Consider the following 17,080-nt stretch of genomic DNA (forward strand, 5'->3'; position numbering starts at 1 on the left):
ACAACCAAAGTCTCATCGAGATTGGTTGTACGCCTTTGTGCTATTCTTCCTCCACAACCCTGGCAAGGCGCCCAAAATGGTGCTCTCACCAATGGTTTTGCCAGTATGTTTAACAAATAATCCATATCGCTACCCGTGGGTAGCATACCAAAAATATAGCCCAAGGCATCACGCCCTGGGCTATAGGTGCCAAGTGGTTCGCTTCCACTCGGTAGTTATGAACTTATGCTATGTTTATTTTTCGATGGTCTTGATGGCCTTGCCATTGGTGAGCTGCAGGATGTTCAAACCCTTGAACTTGCTCTGACGCTTGGTGCCGTCGATGGCGTAGCGTGCTCTTACGCTGGCTGCGTTGGCCTTGTTGACCTGCACCTTCTCAACACCGGTGCCGACCGAAGCGGCAGGATCCTCTGTGTCGAGAATCCATGACACCCAGTTGCGTTGGGGCTCCTCGCCATCCTCAACCTCAGCGGTGGTATCGGCCGCATAACCGAAACCTGAGATGTAACGGCCATCGGCAGAGATGCCACTCGGTGTGTTGAAACCGCCCTCATCGTAAGCGGCCAAGCGAGTAGCGCCAGGGAAAGCTGTGGCAAGACGCTCAATGTCGGCCTCGCCCTTCTTCCATCTGTATGCCACACGAGATTCAAACGCGCTACCATAGAAACCTACCACGGTGCCATCGTTCGACACAGCGAAGGCGTAAGTCTCAGTGCCTACGTCGGCAAAGCGGTCATCGTCTTCGTTGGCAATGAAGAAGTCGACCGAGTCGTTCTCCGTGTTGTAACGGGCCACGCCCTTCACTGATTCCCATTGGCCAATGTACTTCTCGAAGTTCACAGCAAGCCACTTGCCATTGGCGCTCATCACCGTCTGGTCGCAGCTGAAGATGACGTAAGGCATGGTCGACTCCATCGAAGAAGCGAAGAATCGACGTGAGATGGGATAGCTTGAGAATGTCTTGCCGTCCTTGTTGAGGGCCCACAGCGTAGCGGGGCGCGTAGCCATGTTGTCAACATAATAGCCCGAGATCAGCGAGTCGTCGCTCACCGACAGGGCCGAAGCGCCGTCGGAATTGTAGCCCAGGAACTTATCCGACGACTGGGGCAGGTCGACCGGTGTGCCATTGCTGAAGTAGCAAGGCGTGCCTTGTGCATCATCACCATCGTAACGGGCGCCTACGATGAGCTTGCCGTTGGGGCTGATGCCGATGAACAGGTACTGGTCGGCCGCACCAAACGACTTGACGGTGTTGGTGTTGAAGTCGAACGTGCAGGCTGGACCGTTCCATCCCACAGCCAGACCATCGTTGGAGATCGACTTGATCTGCAGGTCGGTGTTCACGTCCAGAGCGTCGTACATCTGAACCTTCTTGGTCTCGCGATCAAACAGGAAGCCACCGTTTGTGGCGTAAACCGATCCACCAATATATCGGCCGTTAGGCGACATGGCAGTAGCCATTGTGCCCAGCATGTCAGCGTCGGGGACCTCAGTAATACCGTTCTGCGCCATCACAGCGCCACTTGTTGCCAGCATGGCAACCATGGTGAGTAAAGTTTTTCTCATATTCTTGATGTTTTAATGTAAAGTTCGTCAATTCTCTCTTCTGGGACGTCCCACCCTGCCGTTACCACGCCGCAGTCGACGGCCTTCGGTCATTGTCACGTCCTTTTTCGATTGCAAATTTAATACTTTATCATCAAACAACAAAGAAAAAGTTATAAAATGTTTTAATAATATGCGTTTTTCTTTCTGTTTTCCTACACAATATGCAAACAACTTATAATTTACCTTTTTATATAAGGCGCACGAAACCCATATAACGCATATTATAAATTCGAATAAAAAGATAAGAGATGGCGTTTTTTTTTGTAACTTTGCAGAAAGATATGTTGCATCAACCATACAAGCACAATGTCTAATCAAAATACACAAGCCTCGCAAACAAACCAAGAGGCCACCAACGGGTACGTAGCCAGCGCCGAAATGAAGGAGGTGCAGGCCATAGAGCTCGATTTGCTCCGCCGTTTTCTCGAGTATTGTCAAGCCAACAACCTGCGTTGCTGGGCCGAGGGCGGCACGCTGCTCGGTGCCGTTCGCCACAAGGGCTTCATTCCCTGGGACGACGATGTGGACCTGATGATGCCACGCGAAGACTACGACCGCATGTGCCAAACCATTGGAAACAAAGGCATTGAGGCCCCTTATTTCCTGCAAACAGCCTATTCGGACGTGGATTATCATCGCGGCCACGCGCAGTTCCGACGCAGCGACACCACAGCCATTCGCCCATCCGATTGTTTCCAACCCTTCAACCAAGGCATCTTCATCGACATCTTCCCCTTGGAGGCCGTGCCCGATGACCAGGAAGCGCTCCACCGCGCCTACCGCAGCGCGCTGAAGACGTTGAAATTCCTCAAGGCCAAGAACACCCATTGCATCAGTTCAGGACGCCTGGGCCTCATCTTCCGGAAGCTCAAGGCGCGCCATTGCGTGCGTCGCAACGGTTGGCTCCACTATTACGAGAAGGCCGACGACGAGATGCGCCGATTGGCCGACCTGCCCGGAACGCGCGTAGGAGAGGTGGTCAACATGGGACCCAAACTGCAATGGGACCGAAGCCTCTTCGACGAAACCGTGTGGCTTCCCTTTGAGAACATCAAGGTGCCAGCGCCCAAAGACACCGACACCGTGCTGAGAGCCGTGTTTGGCGACAACTACATGACGCCCATACAAGCGCCCAGCATGCATGGGCAAGTGGTGTTCGACACTCACCGCAGCTACAAGGAGGTGCTGCCCGAGGTGAGGCGCCAATACCGCATGTCGGCCCTGACACGCCTCATCAGCAAACTTACGGGAAAGAAAAAGTAAGCGTTTCAGCATTTCACCATATACTAATAAGCTAATAGCATTACCACCATGATACAACCCGAGAAATTCTATCAAGCGCTCGCCAACGAGGACATCACATTCTTCGCCGGCGTGCCCGACTCATTGTTGAAGAACCTGTGTGCCTACATCACCGACCACACCGACCCGCGCAACAACATCATCGCCGCCAATGAGGGCGGCGCCGTAGGCCTGGCGGCAGGCTACCATCTCGCCACAGGCAAGATCCCTGCCGTGTATATGCAAAACTCGGGCGAGGGAAACGTTGTCAACCCGCTCATGTCGCTCACCGACAAGGACGTGTACCACATGCCCCTGCTCCTCATCATCGGATGGCGTGGAGAACCCGGTGTGCACGATGAGCCGCAACATGTAAAGCAGGGCAAGGTGACGCTGCCGTTGCTCGACGCCATGGGCATTGAGCACACCACCCTCTCTGCCGACGAGAACGAGGCGGAGCAGCAGGTGCGCCACGCCGCAGAGCGCATGCGCGAGACGGGCGAGGCTTATGCGCTGGTGATTCGCAAGGGCACCTTTGCCGACTACAAACTGATCAACACCGTGGCCGACGAGTCGCAGCTCACACGAGAGAAGGCCATACAGATGGTGGCCGAAGCAATGGACAGCCGAGCCGCCGCAGTATCGACAACGGGCAAGATCAGTCGCGAGCTCTTCGAATATCGTGCCGGAAGCGGACAAGGCCACGAGCGCGACTTCCTCACGGTGGGATCCATGGGGCACGCCTCACAGATTGCGCTCGGCATCGCCCTCAGCCAACCCGACCGCAACATCTATTGCTTCGACGGCGACGGGGCGGTGCTCATGCACATGGGCGCACTGGCCATCACGGGCAGCATGCAGCCCGCCAACTTCTACCACATACTCTTCAACAACGGCGTGCACGACTCGGTGGGCGGACAGCCTACCGTAGGCTACAAGGTCGACCTGCCCGAGGTGGCTGCCGCTTGCGGCTATAAGACGGTGCTCAGCGTTGACAACGCCGACGACCTGAGCGACGTGTTGGCCGACCTCACCGACAACGACGCACCGCTGTTCCTCGAGATCAAGGTGAAGAAGGGTGCGCGCGCCGACCTCGGCCGCCCCACCACCACGCCTGTGGAGAACAAGGAGGCGCTCATGGATTTCCTGAAGCGATAACACGAACGATAACAACCAATACTATAAACCATCGGAAAAATGATGAACATCAAACGTAACATATTGCTCAATCCGGGCCCAGCCACCACCACCGACACAGTGAAAATGGCTCAGGTGGTGCCCGACATCTGCCCGCGCGAGCACGACTTCGCCGGACTGATGAAAGGTCTGCGCGAGAACTGCGTGCGCATGGCGCATGGCGATTTGCAAAAAGACACGGCTGTGCTCTTCTGCGGATCGGGAACCATCAACATCGACATCTGCCTCAACTCGCTCCTGCCAGAGGGAAAGAAAGCGCTCATCGTGAACAACGGCGCCTACTCATCGCGCGCCGTTGAGGTGTGTCAGTACTACGGATTGCACCACATCGACCTGCGCTCATCGGTGTTTGAGCAGCCCTCGCTCAACGAGGTGGAGCGCACGCTCGACGCCAACCCCGACATCGCCTTGGTGTACACCACCCATCACGAGACGGGAACGGGCATCCTCAACCCCATCCGCGAGATTGGCGCAATGGCCCACGCCCATGGCGCCATCTTTGTGGTCGACACCACATCGAGCCTCGGCATGGTGCCCTTCGACCTGCACCAGGACAATGTGGACTTCTGCATGGCATCGGCACAAAAAGGATTGATGGCCATGTCGGGACTGAGCTTTATCGTTGGAAGCCGCGAGATCATTGAGCGATCAAAGGACTATCCCAAGCGCTCTTACTACTGCAACCTCTTCTTGCAGTATGATTTCTTCGAGAAAAGTGGCGAGATGCACTTCACCCCGCCAGTGCAAACGGTGTATGCCGCCATCCAAGCCTTCAAGGAGTATTGGGCCGAGGGCGAGGAGGCTAAGTTCGCACGCCACCACCGCACCTTCGAGGCCATCCATCGTGGACTGGAGGAGTTGGGGCTGCGCGATGTCATCCGACGCGACATCCAGTCGGGGCTGGTGGTGTCGGTGAAGTACCCCGACGATCCCAACTGGGACTTCGGCCGCGTGCACGACTACTGCTACGAGCACGGATTCACCATCTATCCGGGTAAGATTTCAACCACCAACACCTTCCGTCTCTGCTCGCTCGGCACCATCGACGTGAAGGACATAGAGGACTTCTTTGTGGTTCTCAAGGAGGCTTTGGTGAAGAACAACATTCAAATTCCCGCCCATTACAATGATTAAGACTGCTGTCATCATGGCTGCCGGCTTAGGCAGTCGCTTCGGCCACATGACCGAGACCATGCCCAAGGGCTTCATCGAGTGTGGCGGAAAGGCGATGGTGGTGCGCTCCATCGAGGCGCTGATTGCTTGTGGCATTGAGCGCATCATTATCGGAACGGGCTATAAGAAAGAGGCTTACGAGCAATTGGCAAGTAGCTTTCCGCAGATCGAATGTGTGTTCTCGCCCCGTTATGCCGAGACGAACAGCATGTTCACATTATGGAACTGCCGTGAGGCCATTGGCAACGACGACTTCCTTTTGCTCGAGTCGGACATCATCTTCAGCCGCAACGCACTGACGGAGCTCATCGACGATGCCCATCCCGACATCATGCTCATCACGCCGGTCACCAAATTCCAAGACCAATACTACGTGGAATATGACGCCAACGGAACGCTGACCCGATGCTCCACCGACCGCGACGCCATCGACGCCAAGGGCGAACTGGTGGGAATCCACAAGCTCTCGGCCTCGTTCTACCAGAAAATGTGCGCCGACTATGCGCAAATCGTCGACGAGAAGCCTAAGTTGGGCTACGAATACGAGTTGCTCCACATGTCGCAGGCAATAAGCCGGGTGTTTGTTCTCAATGCGAAAGATGTGCATTGGTACGAAATCGACGACGAGCGCGACCTGCAATACGCCGAGGAGCACGTCGTCGGAAAACTATAGAAAACCTTTCATTTCCTTGCCATGCCGTTTGTTTGCATGGCAAGGAAATGCATATAATTGCGCAAACCCAATAGTTCCTTAGATTTATCCCAAATCCACGACAGTGATTCCGGCGCCACCAAACTGCACGTGTTCGTCGCGCACATGGGTGACATTGGGCTCCGCCGACAGGTATTGGCGAATGAGTTGTCGCAGGATGCCGTTGCCCTTACCATGGAGAATGCGAACGCGCGGCATACCCACAAGGATGGCGTCGTCGATGAAATATTGCACGGCTTGCAACGCCTCATCGCCTCGCATGCCCCGAACATCAAGGTCTTGCTTGAAGTTTTTGCGGTGGTCGTCGATGGTATCTTGCGTCATGTGCGACATCTTGTAGCTTTGGAGTCCTTCGCGCAACACATCCATCTTGGTGGGTTGCGATGACGTTTCGGCCTTTGCGTCACCCTCTGCGGGTTCCGATGGCGCTGCCAATAGTTGCAAACGCGACACTGGCAGCTTGGTGCGCATATCGCCGAAGATGACGGTAGCCATCTTTCCGCTCAAGCTCTCCACCTTGCCTTCCGACTTCGCCCCACGAATGCGGACGCTATCGCCTACGGCAATGACGTTGTCGCGCACCTTCTGGTCACGCAAAGCCGCAGATCGCAAGGCTTCGGCAGCCTTCTGCTCATCATCCTTCTTTTTCTTCTTTCGTTCCTCGCGCCGCTCCTTGCGAGCCTTGATTTGCTCGATCTTACGGGCAATCTTATCGTCCTCGGCCTTGGTGTCGAAAGCCTCCACATCCTGCTTAAAGCCCTCAAGCTCCTTTCGGATGCGGCGTGTCGACTCACGTTCGGCTTGCTGCTCACGAATCTCACGAATGGTGTTCTCGATCTTTCGGTTGCTCTCGCGAAGAAGTTCCTCTGCCTCCTGCTTGGCCTTCGCCAGGATGTCGCGCCGGTCGCGCTCTACGGCGTTGATGTCTTGCTCGTAATGGTCGATGCGTTCCTGCAAGCGCTTCTCCTGCTGATGGATGGTCTGTCGTTTCTGCTCCCAATAGCGCTTGTCGCGCACAATGTCCTGCAAATACTTGTCGCTCTGGATATAATCGGACCCGACAATCTCCGAAGCCTCACGTATCACCTCCTCGGGAATGCCCGTCTTGCGCGCGATCTCGATGGCGAACGAGCTACCGGGTTGGCCTATGGCGAGCTGGAAAAGAGGTCGCATCTCATGGCGGTCGTAGAGCATGGCACCGTTGGCAATGCCCTCGTGCGAGTCGGCATAGTGCTTGAGGTTCTGGTAGTGGGTGGTGATGACACCCCACGCCTGCTTCTTCACAAACTGGTTGAGCACGGCCTCGGCCATGGCTCCACCTATTTGCGGCTCGGTGCCCGTACCAAACTCGTCGATGAGCAACAACGTGCGAGCGTTCGACTGCCGCATCATGATCTTCATGTTGAGCAAGTGAGACGAGTAGGTCGAGAGGTCGTTCTCGATGCTTTGCTCGTCGCCGATGTCAATCATCAGGTTTTGGAAGATGCCCACCTTGGACCGTTCGCTCATGGGAACCGACAGTCCACATTGCAACATATACTGCAACAATCCCACGGTTTTGAGGCAAACCGACTTACCACCGGCGTTAGGCCCCGATATGATCAGTATGTGCTGTTGGGGTTTCAGGGTGATGTCGAGAGGCACCACCGTCTTGTCTTGCTTCTTCAATGCGAGCCAAAGCAACGGATGACGTGCCGAAACCCAATCCATGACAGGTGCGGCTTCGACCCGCGGCTCCATGGCTCCCATGAGCGTTGCCAACTCAGCGCGGGCGCGAATGAAATCGACCTCGGCCAGCAGTTGGTAGGAATACATCAGTTCGTTGACATGGGGCCTGACAAGTTTGGAGAACTCCACAAGGATGCGCACCACCTCCCGGCGCTCCTCAGCCTCCAGTTCGCGTATGCGGTTGTTGGCCTCCACCACCTCGGCGGGCTCCACAAACACCGTCTTTCCTGTAGACGACTCATCGTGAACGATACCTTTTATCTTACGCTTCAAGCCCGGAGCGATGGGCACCACGAGACGTCCGTCGCGAAGCGTGGGTGTAGCGTCCTTATCCACCAATCCCTCGCTCTGGGCGGCTCGCAGGATGCTGTTGAGCGTTCGCGACACGCTACCCTCCGCCTTCCGCAACTGTGCGCGGGTTTCGGCCAGCATGGGCGATGCCGTGTCCTTGATCTTACCATACTTGTCGAGGATCTGATCGATGCGGCGCAACAGGTCGGGGAAGGTGAGCACCCCCTCGGTGAGGTCGTGCAATGTGGGGAAATCGTAAACCCCTTCGTCGCTTCCCCGGCTCAGGAACCTCACGATGCCGCCAATGGTCTCCAACGAGCGGCGGAGGTCGAAGAGCTCATTCTCTTCGAGATGGGTGCCCTCCAGTCGCACGCGCTTGATGGAAGCGCGCATATCGTAGAAATATTGCAGGGGGAACTCGTCGGCCTCCTCCTGCAAGCGACGGAACTCATGCGTTTGCCTGAGCAACGTGTTGATGCGCTCCACATCGTCGTTGAACGCCATCTTTTCCACCTTGTCCTTGCCCAATTGGCTCAGGCAACTTTCCTTCAGCAGCGACCGTATCTCGCCAAACTGTATCTTGTTTTCGAAATTGCTGGGATAAATCATGCTGCAAAGTTACTGAATAATATTCTTTTTAGTATGCAAAACACCGAGTCTTTGTTGAATGAACTACACAAATCATACCAGCGAAGCCACCGATGGCCGTCGGCTTGGGGCAGGCACAAGGCGCAAACAAGATGCATCGGGTTTGGGGTGATGCAGGATGCGCCCCAACGACAACTGCGTCGCCCAGCAAGGAAACCCTTGCGGAGCAACGCAGCGTTAGGAGGTCCCGTCACCCAAATCGGTCATTAGCATTGGGTTCATGGGGACGTATGGGTTTGGGGGAATGTCGAAGCCCCGATTACTTCATCACCTTGACAGTTCGGCCATCAGACATCTTCACGATGTTCAGGCCCTTCTGCGGAGCGTTGAGCCTCATGCCGTCGATGGTGTAATACCCCACGACCGTTGCGTTCTCGGCATCGTTGTAAACGCCATGAATGCCCGTCACGGCATCGTTATAGGTAACGCCGATGACGTTCTCGATCTTGTTGTCGGTGTAGTTCGACTCGTTGTGCTTGTTGAGGAAGGCGATGAACTTCAGGTCCTTCTTCTTCCACGCATCCTTGATGTTAACATCAAATGTGGTGGTGAAGGTGTTACCCTCCCATTGCACCTGCTCGCCCCAAGTGCTGTTGTTGGCGCGGATGACGTGCATGTGGCGGAAAGAGCTCTTGGCTCCATACTGTCTATGAGGCTTGACGCTATCCTCGGTGAGATAGAATGTCAGGAGCGAGTTGTCGGTGTCGTAAGCCTCGTTGCACACGCCGCTCACGGTAACCGTGGCCTTGGAGCCATCGGCGTTGGGCACCACCTGAATAGCGAGTTGCGCGTTGGCAGGCTGCGCCATGGCGGCACGCGTTGTGGCGGTGATGACGGCAGCGTTTGCCGGGATGCCCACAAGACCTGCCTTGTTGACGTTGCCCTCAACCCACGCCTCATTGCGATTGAACATCATGGCCGGGTTGAACGTGCCCCCACTGTTGCCAAACGCAACCCCCGTGAGGTAATCCCATTTGGCCGTGAGCCAATCGGTTTGATAACCCGAATGGTGACAAGCGGCATACACACGTCCTTGGTCGGCCATAGAGAGCGCGGTGTGAAGGTATTCGGCCACACGCGGGCAGTTGCTGCAACCCTCAGAGGTAAACTCCTCGATGAGCACATTGCTGGGATAGGTGGTCTTGGCCACGGCCACTACGCCCTTAGCCACCTTGTTGGTAGCCAGGTTGTCGTGGCCATTCACCTTGGTCACCTCAACCGTAACGTTGTGCTTGCCCACCTTTGCGATGCCCGGCACGATGGCGCTGAACGATCCGTTGGCGCCTGTTGCCACAGCCTTCTCCAGGTTGGCGTGCTGCTCATCGGTGGCCACACCATCGACCGACACCACATAGTCGAGTTGGCTCACGGCCTCCTTACTATTGTTGAAGAAATCGACCGACAGTTCCACGTCGGTGTCGACAAGCGCCGACACCAGATTGAAGTTGCTGGGAATGACATTGTAGTCGGGGAAATTGCCTTCCACCACCAGTTGGATGCTGAGGTTTCCCTCACCCGTGCCAAGGTTGTACCAACCTTCGCCTTGGCCACCATTGGCTTCGGAGATGTTGGCATACATCAGGAGCGGCATGTCGGTGCGACCACTTTCCACGACGGAGAGCGGATAACATTCTTCCGTGTAAGACTGTCCGTTCTTGATGGCTTTCTGCGCGAAGTCGAAGCCCACGAAGAACTCCTGGTTCTTGGAGATGACGTAAGGCTTGCTGAGCGTTACGGTGTTCCATCCTTTCACCGTGGAGGGCACATTCTCCGACACCACATCAAGGCCAAGGCCTTGGTTGGTGATAGGCGTGATAAACACCCTCGACTTATCCAGTTTGTAACAAAGGCCGAAGCGGATGGCCACCACCTTCATGCCATCGTAGGGCTCCAACATATCGGGCGTCAGGTCGATGGCGGCCTTACAATTGTCGTTGGCGCCAAAGTTTGCCAATCCCACTCCATACTGCGCCAGCTCGTCGGTGGTGTAATATCCCACGAGGCGCTGGTTATCCTGCAAGTCGACTTTCTTCGGAGCCAACGTAACGACGCGCTGCTGAGCGGCCTCCAAGCTCCTGTCGAGATGGCAACTAAAGGGTGTGGCTTTCTGTGCACTCGCGCCTAATGTCAGCACGAGTGCAAATAAAGAGAGTAAAGTTTTCCTCATAATGAAACTAATTATTTTTTGATTTGCTTGATGGTCTTACCATTAGAGAGACGAATGATGTTCAAGCCCTTCACTTCCGACTTGACGCTCATGCCATTGGCATTGTAACGGGCGAGGACCGTAGTGTTTGTGTTATCCTTAATACCGTCGACGCTTGTGGGGTCGGCGTAAACAAAATGAAGCGTAACCTTGGGACCATACTCCTTGAAATCGGAAGGCGAGTAGACCGTAGTACCGAACACATCCTGCTTCTCTAAATTGAAGACCTTGAATTGAAGCTCGGCCGTACATGAGCCGTAGTTGCTGGGTATCCACTCGGTTTGCAGAATCCTCGCCTCACCGGCATCCATGGTAGCGGGAGAGTTGTAATCCTCATATACCCCTGGACTTGAAATCGCCTGGCAATTATTGGGGAAGCAGCAAGAGAACGATCCGTTGTCGATGCTTACCAGCTTGACGTCGATGCCCACACCTTGCGTGTCGTCGGAATTGTTTTTCAGGTAAAGGCCACTGGGAATTTGATATTCGCCCAAATTCTCTCCCTCCGTGAGCACCAAGGTGGCACCATCGGCGACCGGATTGTCGTTCTTGTCGAACAACTGGAATGTAGGCAGCTCTTCCTGTGCGAAGGCTCCGATGCTGAGCAAAGCAGCGAAGGCGAAGACAAATGCTCTTTTCATATTCTATTTCTTTATTTTAATGATTACTACTGTTTGTTTTGATGTTTCCAAGGGGGCAGATGGTTTGCCATAGGCAAGCGAACGGCCACCCCCATGGGCTTTTATTGGCTAACGACGGGTGTCTTCTCGGTTTGCTGCACACCCTCGTCGGTAAACACGAAGGCGACGACCGACATGTTCTCAGGCTTCCAACTGTTGTCGAGGCTGATGTTGTAGGTCTTGCTCACCGACTTCTCGTTGACCACGTTGATGGGTTCTCCGTCCTTATCGTTGACCGACGCACGGAACACATGCTTGTGGATATAATCGTTGTTGACGCTACCATTGGGCATGAGCTGCATGTCCTTGATGTTGTCCTCCACGAGCCACACCTGCAACTTGGCACCGCTAAGCGTTTTCAATCCGGCCACATTGACGTTGACCTTCAGGTTGCGCGAAGCCTCATCGTAGGTAGTGGTGGGTGTGATCATCACGGTGGGTTCCCTATTGATCATGCCGTTTACGTAGGCAGCCCAATAGACGAGGTTGGTGAGCACGCCTCCAAAGCGGTCGACCATGCCACTGGGTTGTGCCCTGACACCCCATGTGGCGTAATAGGAATTGCCCGTCTCGGTGGTGAGCGACAGCGGCTGATGGCCCTGGGCTACGGTGGTGTAACCGAAGTCGCCTCCGTAGATGCCCACGGCTATGATGTTGTCCTCGCCATACTGCTCTTGCAGTTTTTCGATCATGGTGGCGGCGTTGGGGCAGTTCACGCAGCGCTGTCCGGTGAAGTCCTCTATGAGCACATGCTTCTTCACCTCAGCCGGCTTCACATAGATGATGCGCTCGTTCTCGTCGATCTCTGAGCACGACGTGAGGGTGAGCGCCATCAGGATGGCGGCTAAGCTAAACGACTTAAATATGTTCATCTTCCTTTTTAGAAATTATAGTTGTAAGAAATGGTGAATCCCTTGCTTGCGGGAACATATCGGCACACGCCACCCGAGCAGTTGTATCCAGCGCGCGTGCGACCATACCCGAGCTGCAGGCGGTGGGCTCCAGCGTTGAAGGTAACGAGGCCCTGGTAGTAATGGAGCTTGCTCTCGCCGTTGTTATACATGTCCGACACGGTGATCATCCAGTTGGGGAGGATCGATAGCTCGAGCAGGCCAAACATCCAGTCGCCCTCATCCTCGTCGGTGGCCAGGTATTGCGCCTCGCCGCGCAGCGTCATCTTTCGGTTGATGCGATACTTGGCGTCGGCCACCATGATGTCGGAGTGGACCATGCCGCCCTCTCCCTCCACAACGCTCTTGTTGTAGAACTGGTTCATATACATGAGGTTGAGCGAGAACACGCGCGAGAACTTCTTGTTGAGATGGATGTTGAGGTCCTGGTAGTAGGTCTGGTCGCCCCATTTCCAGAAGGCCGACCCGTAGCCGCTTGTGCCCCGTGGGTTTCCGTCTACGCTATGGTCGTTGCGGTTGATGGAGTGGATATGCGAGAAGTTGACCTTGAGGTTGGTGCCATACTTGCCGCCCAACAGGGTGTTGCGCTTGAAGGTATAGCCCAACTCGGCTTGGTAGGCCCACTCGCCATTGGGCTGTGTGGCGTAGGGGTAGAGTGCGGCGAGGGCGTAGGTCTGCTCGGTGGTGAAGGCGGGCAGGTTGTTGATGTTCGACGACAATCCATACACATTGCGGTCGCTTCGGAACGTCATGTTGTCGCTTCGCTTGGCTTGGAGCAGCACGCTCAGGCCCCTCTTCGAATAAGAGGTGGAGAGCATGGCCACCGTTCCGTTGCGATAGATGTAGGGATAGAGCCTGTCGTAAGAGGGGTCGTCGGTCTTCCAGGCATACTCGGCCAGCACATTGAAGTTGCCGGCTTGGAGGTTGGTGCGTAGGTCGAAGGCGTTGACGTTGCCCGGCAGGCGAAGCTTGTGGGTGGGATCCACCATGATGTCTTCGTTGGGCGACTCATACTTGTTGACCCACGACGCTCCGAGGGTGAGGTAGGTGTTGGCCTCCTGCATCCTGCGGAACCACTGGTCGACGCTGAGCTCGAGGTCGCCGCCGCTGATCCATGCGTCGTTCCACTTCCAATAGTGGCGCTGCTTACCGGCGAGGGCCTTCACCTGCACGCCCTTCACGGGTCGGACCACGAAGCGTCCGCCGAGCAACGAGTTGTCGATGCCGAGGCTTCGCTCCTCGTAGGTGCGGAGGATGAATCCCGAGCCAAACTGCTCGTAGAAGGTTCCGATCGTCAGGTCCCAGTTGTCGAAATGTGTCTTCAGGTAGAAGTTGGGCACGCCATAGCCCTTGAAGCGCTCCTCGGGCGCGGCGGCATAGCCCGGCAATGGGTGCTTGGTAAACTCGAAGCGCAGGCCGGCGTCGATATGACGGCTGCGCGCCGCAATGTCGGCGTAGGTGTTGGTGAGCGCCCACTCGCTATATTTCTCTGTGCCGATCTTCTTGTCCTCCTGGGGTATGATGACATCGCTCTGGATGCTTCCGCTCAGGGTGATCTTGTCGTCGTTGTTGTTGTTCTCTTGTGCCATCAGGGCCGTTGTGGCGAGCGTGGCGGCAAGGGTGAGTATGAGTTTTCGTTTCATGTCTTGCGTTTGTTGCCCACGCCAAGGGCATGGGGCCGTTCGTGTGTTGGTGGGGACGGTATGCTACCGTGCGGGGCTCACTTGCTGGTCAGCTCCCTCACTTTCTCGATGATCTCTTCTTCCGACCCTTCAGTGTAGCCGTTGTGCTTTTCGATGATCTTTCCGTTGCCGTCGCAGATGATGACAAACGGTATCATCTCTCCGCCAAACGACTTGCGGAACTCTGAGTTGGGGTCGAGCATCACCTCGTAGGGCCATCCGTTCTGGTTCACCAGGGGCTTCACCTTGTTGGCGTTCTGGGCCTTGTCGATCGACACGGCGTAGAGCTTCACGCCAGTCTCCTTCTGCCACTCGTCGTACACCTCGGCGATGGCGCTGAGCTCACGGTTGCAGGGCTTGCACCAGGTGGCGAAGAAACTAATGATGAAGGGCTTGCCGTCGTTGCGCAACGTGTCGGTCGACACGGTCTTTCCGTCAATGGTCTTAAGCTTGAACGAAGGCAACTGGGCGCTGATGGTCTGCGCGGTTGCAAAAAGCATCATCATGATGAACAAGGCCTTGCTCATCTTACCCTGAAAGAGTAACTTTAGTGTTTTCATAAATTTCCCAAATGATTATGAATAATCTTAAATATGATGCAAAGGTAATCGAATAAACGGTTTTGAGCAAACAAATATGAAGATTTATTCTGTTTTCGTGCAATTTTATGAGAGTTTACCGCTAAAACGAGTGTAATAACAACGTTTTGTAATACAAACACGCTCCAATTCCTCTTTCCGTAACCTTACAACGCGCCACCCTCGTCCTTTCGGTCTTACCTTATTATATTATGTCTTTCGGTCATCTAAAGGCGTCTCACACTTGACGAACGTAAGCAAAAGCGGCACAGGGAGGTGCTAAAAGTAATGGCCCCAATCGTTTCGGGCATCTTCGACGATCCCTGCAATGCGGGTTTGAGGATGTGGAATGAGGATCGTGGAAGAGTGGAATGGATTTTATATTGTAGAATGCGTTTTGTCATGTGGCATGGGGAGCGCAACACGTTCTGTATGATATTTTGGTGCAAAAGTTGTGCGGCGTTTTTCGTTGAACCAGACAACGGGATGGACGTTTCCTCGTGCTCGCCAAGAGAAATCTGCGCCGTGCGTTCACCGTTAGGCATGTTTCGCGTTGCGATACCTACCCATCCGCACCTCGAAAGGCCACGTCGCGAGGTGCGAAAGACCATGTATCGCCGCTCGGTTAGGCATGTTTCGCAACGCGGTTTGGATGGTTCGGCCGCCAAAAATTTCTCTTCTTGCGCTAACCCTCTGTGCGCCAACAGGTTGCGTTATAGTGCTGAGAATGGCGTATTTCCGCCCAACGCTTCGGTCGTGGATAAAAACCATGTAGATTTCAATATAGATTGTCGCCATAATTCAGGGTTATCCTATATTGGGGGTGATAATGAACACACGTGTATTTGCGCTCAGACGCGGTCGCTCGGCTTTGCCGCTTGACTAAGCAAGAAAGCCTTGGATAAAAAAGGAATGCTATCAAGCGCCACACAATGATAAGATGTTGAAACAGAGTACGTTAGATACACTTTTGCCCTTACGGGGCGTGGCGTAACGTGGCGGTTTACCCAGGGCGGTGCCTGGGCTAAGGAGGTCATTGGGCTTTCAGCCCGCTTCGTTAGACAGGAATGAAAAGAATGCCACATGACAGGCTTGCTTGATATGCGGAGAGCGTTTCTATAAGGGCGCGTTTAAGGGCACACCTCGTTTGGAAACGCTTGCGGTTTCGCTCCGTTTGGTTTGGAAGCACCCTCCTTTCTCGCTCCGTTTGGTTTGGAAATGCTCACGGTTTCGCTCCGTTTGGTTTGGAAATGCTTGCGTTTCTCTCGGTTTTTTGGTTTGGAAATGGATAAGTTTTATTGCGTTTTTGCTTTGGATTTGCAAATAATTGTCCTAACTTTGCATAAGTTAGGCGGCGGCGATAGGGCCGCACCGCCATTAACGTATATTTTTCAGTCCACTATGAAGAGAATAAACTGGGGTTTTATAGGCTGTGGCGAGGCCACGGAGAAAAAGTCGGGACCGGCCTTCGGCGAGGTGCCTGGGTCGCAGGTGGTGGCGGTGATGAGCCGCAACGCCGACAAGGCGCGCCTCTACGCTGAGCGCCACCACATACGCAAGTGGTACACCGACGCGCAAGAGCTCGTCGACGACCCCGACGTCGACGCCATCTACATCGCCACGCCGCCCTCGAGCCACGCCACCTTCGCCATCATGGCCATGCGCTCGGGCAAGCCCTGCTATGTGGAGAAGCCGCTGGCGGCATGCTACGAAGACTGCCTGCGCATCAACCGCATATCCGAGCAGACGGGCGTGCCGTGCTTCGTGGCCTATTACCGCCGATACCTGCCCTACTTCCAGAAGGTGAAGGAACTGGTGGAGGATGGCACGCTGGGCAAGATTCTCAACGTGCAGATTCGCTTCTCGGCGCCGCCACGCGAGTTCGACAACGCACAGGGCAGCAACCAGCCGTGGCGCGTGCAGCCCCTCATAGCGGGCGGCGGCTACTTCTACGATCTGGCGCCCCACCAGCTCGACCTGCTGCAGCAGCTCTTCGGGTTCATCATACGCGCACACGGATACCCCGCCAACCGCGCGCACCTCTACCAGGCCGAAGACACCATCAGCGCATCGTTTATCTTCCAGAGCGGCATACCGGGCAGCGCCTCGTGGTGCTTCGTGGGCCACGAGAGCGCCAAGGAAGACCGCATCATGGTCATCGGCGACAGGGGCACGCTGGGCTTCTCGGTGTATAGCTACGACCCCATTAGCCTCATCACCAGCGAGGGCCACCAGCGCTTCGCCATCCCCAACCCGACGCACGTGCAGCTGCCCCTCATACGGGCGGTGGTGGAGCATCTGCAGGGCGTGGGCGTGTGCGAGTGCACAAGCGTTAGCGCCACACCCACCAACTGGGTCATGGACCGCATATTGGGCAAGTTCTGA

The 17,080-nt window shown here is 55.2% G+C and carries 12 protein-coding genes; 5 read left to right on the top strand and 7 right to left on the bottom strand.

Features of this window, described 5'->3' with window-relative positions:
• Nucleotides 1–234 precede the first annotated feature (234 nt).
• On the bottom strand, nt 235–1,566 hold the full coding sequence (locus KM934_RS04840; RefSeq protein WP_215759494.1) for a hypothetical protein: 1,332 nt from the start codon (nt 1,564–1,566) through the stop codon (nt 235–237).
• Between the two features lie 348 nt (nt 1,567–1,914).
• Between KM934_RS04840 and KM934_RS04845 the strand changes: the two genes are divergently transcribed.
• From KM934_RS04845 to KM934_RS04860, 4 genes are read left to right on the top strand one after another with little or no spacing between them, the layout of a single operon-like run.
• On the top strand, nt 1,915–2,871 hold the full coding sequence (locus KM934_RS04845) for a LicD family protein (protein WP_215759495.1): 957 nt from the start codon (nt 1,915–1,917) through the stop codon (nt 2,869–2,871).
• Between the two features lie 48 nt (nt 2,872–2,919).
• The gene (gene aepY / locus KM934_RS04850; RefSeq protein ID WP_215759496.1) at nt 2,920–4,047 is read left to right on the top strand and encodes a phosphonopyruvate decarboxylase; all 1,128 of its coding nucleotides are present in this window, start codon (nt 2,920–2,922) and stop codon (nt 4,045–4,047) included.
• Between the two features lie 39 nt (nt 4,048–4,086).
• Complete coding sequence (locus KM934_RS04855) at nt 4,087–5,220, top strand: 2-aminoethylphosphonate aminotransferase (protein ID WP_252344899.1); 1,134 nt, start codon at nt 4,087–4,089, stop codon at nt 5,218–5,220.
• Nucleotides 5,213–5,932 (top strand): phosphocholine cytidylyltransferase family protein, encoded by a 720-nt coding sequence (locus KM934_RS04860; protein WP_215759497.1) that lies wholly within the window; start codon nt 5,213–5,215, stop codon nt 5,930–5,932. Before KM934_RS04855 ends, KM934_RS04860 begins: the two co-directional genes overlap by 8 nt.
• Nucleotides 5,933–6,016: 84 nt before the next feature.
• Here KM934_RS04860 and KM934_RS04865 read toward each other — a convergent pair whose 3' ends face one another.
• From KM934_RS04865 to KM934_RS04890, 6 genes are all read right to left on the bottom strand, one after another.
• Nucleotides 6,017–8,599 carry an endonuclease MutS2 gene (locus KM934_RS04865; protein WP_215759498.1) on the bottom strand — a complete coding sequence of 861 codons (2,583 nt, stop codon included), beginning with the start codon at nt 8,597–8,599 and terminating at the stop codon, nt 6,017–6,019.
• A 298-nt stretch (nt 8,600–8,897) separates the two neighbouring features.
• Nucleotides 8,898–10,805: an Omp28-related outer membrane protein gene (locus tag KM934_RS04870; RefSeq protein WP_215759499.1), complete on the bottom strand. Its 1,908-nt coding sequence runs from the start codon at nt 10,803–10,805 to the stop codon at nt 8,898–8,900.
• Nucleotides 10,806–10,816: 11 nt separating this feature from the next.
• Nucleotides 10,817–11,485 (bottom strand): hypothetical protein, encoded by a 669-nt coding sequence (locus tag KM934_RS04875; protein ID WP_215759500.1) that lies wholly within the window; start codon nt 11,483–11,485, stop codon nt 10,817–10,819.
• A 101-nt stretch (nt 11,486–11,586) separates the two neighbouring features.
• The gene (locus KM934_RS04880; protein ID WP_215759501.1) at nt 11,587–12,396 is read right to left on the bottom strand and encodes an Omp28 family outer membrane lipoprotein; all 810 of its coding nucleotides are present in this window, start codon (nt 12,394–12,396) and stop codon (nt 11,587–11,589) included.
• An 8-nt stretch (nt 12,397–12,404) separates the two neighbouring features.
• Complete coding sequence (locus tag KM934_RS04885) at nt 12,405–14,078, bottom strand: DUF6029 family protein (protein ID WP_215759502.1); 1,674 nt, start codon at nt 14,076–14,078, stop codon at nt 12,405–12,407.
• 77 nt (nt 14,079–14,155) lie between these two features.
• Nucleotides 14,156–14,644: a TlpA family protein disulfide reductase gene (locus tag KM934_RS04890; protein ID WP_215759532.1), complete on the bottom strand. Its 489-nt coding sequence runs from the start codon at nt 14,642–14,644 to the stop codon at nt 14,156–14,158.
• Nucleotides 14,645–16,096: 1,452 nt separating this feature from the next.
• Here KM934_RS04890 and KM934_RS04895 point away from each other — a divergent pair.
• Entirely contained in the window at nt 16,097–17,080 is a 984-nt protein-coding gene (locus tag KM934_RS04895) for a Gfo/Idh/MocA family protein (protein ID WP_215759503.1), read from the top strand.

It is taken from the genome of Hallella faecis (genome assembly GCF_018789675.1).
Lineage (GTDB): Bacteria > Bacteroidota > Bacteroidia > Bacteroidales > Bacteroidaceae > Prevotella > Prevotella faecis.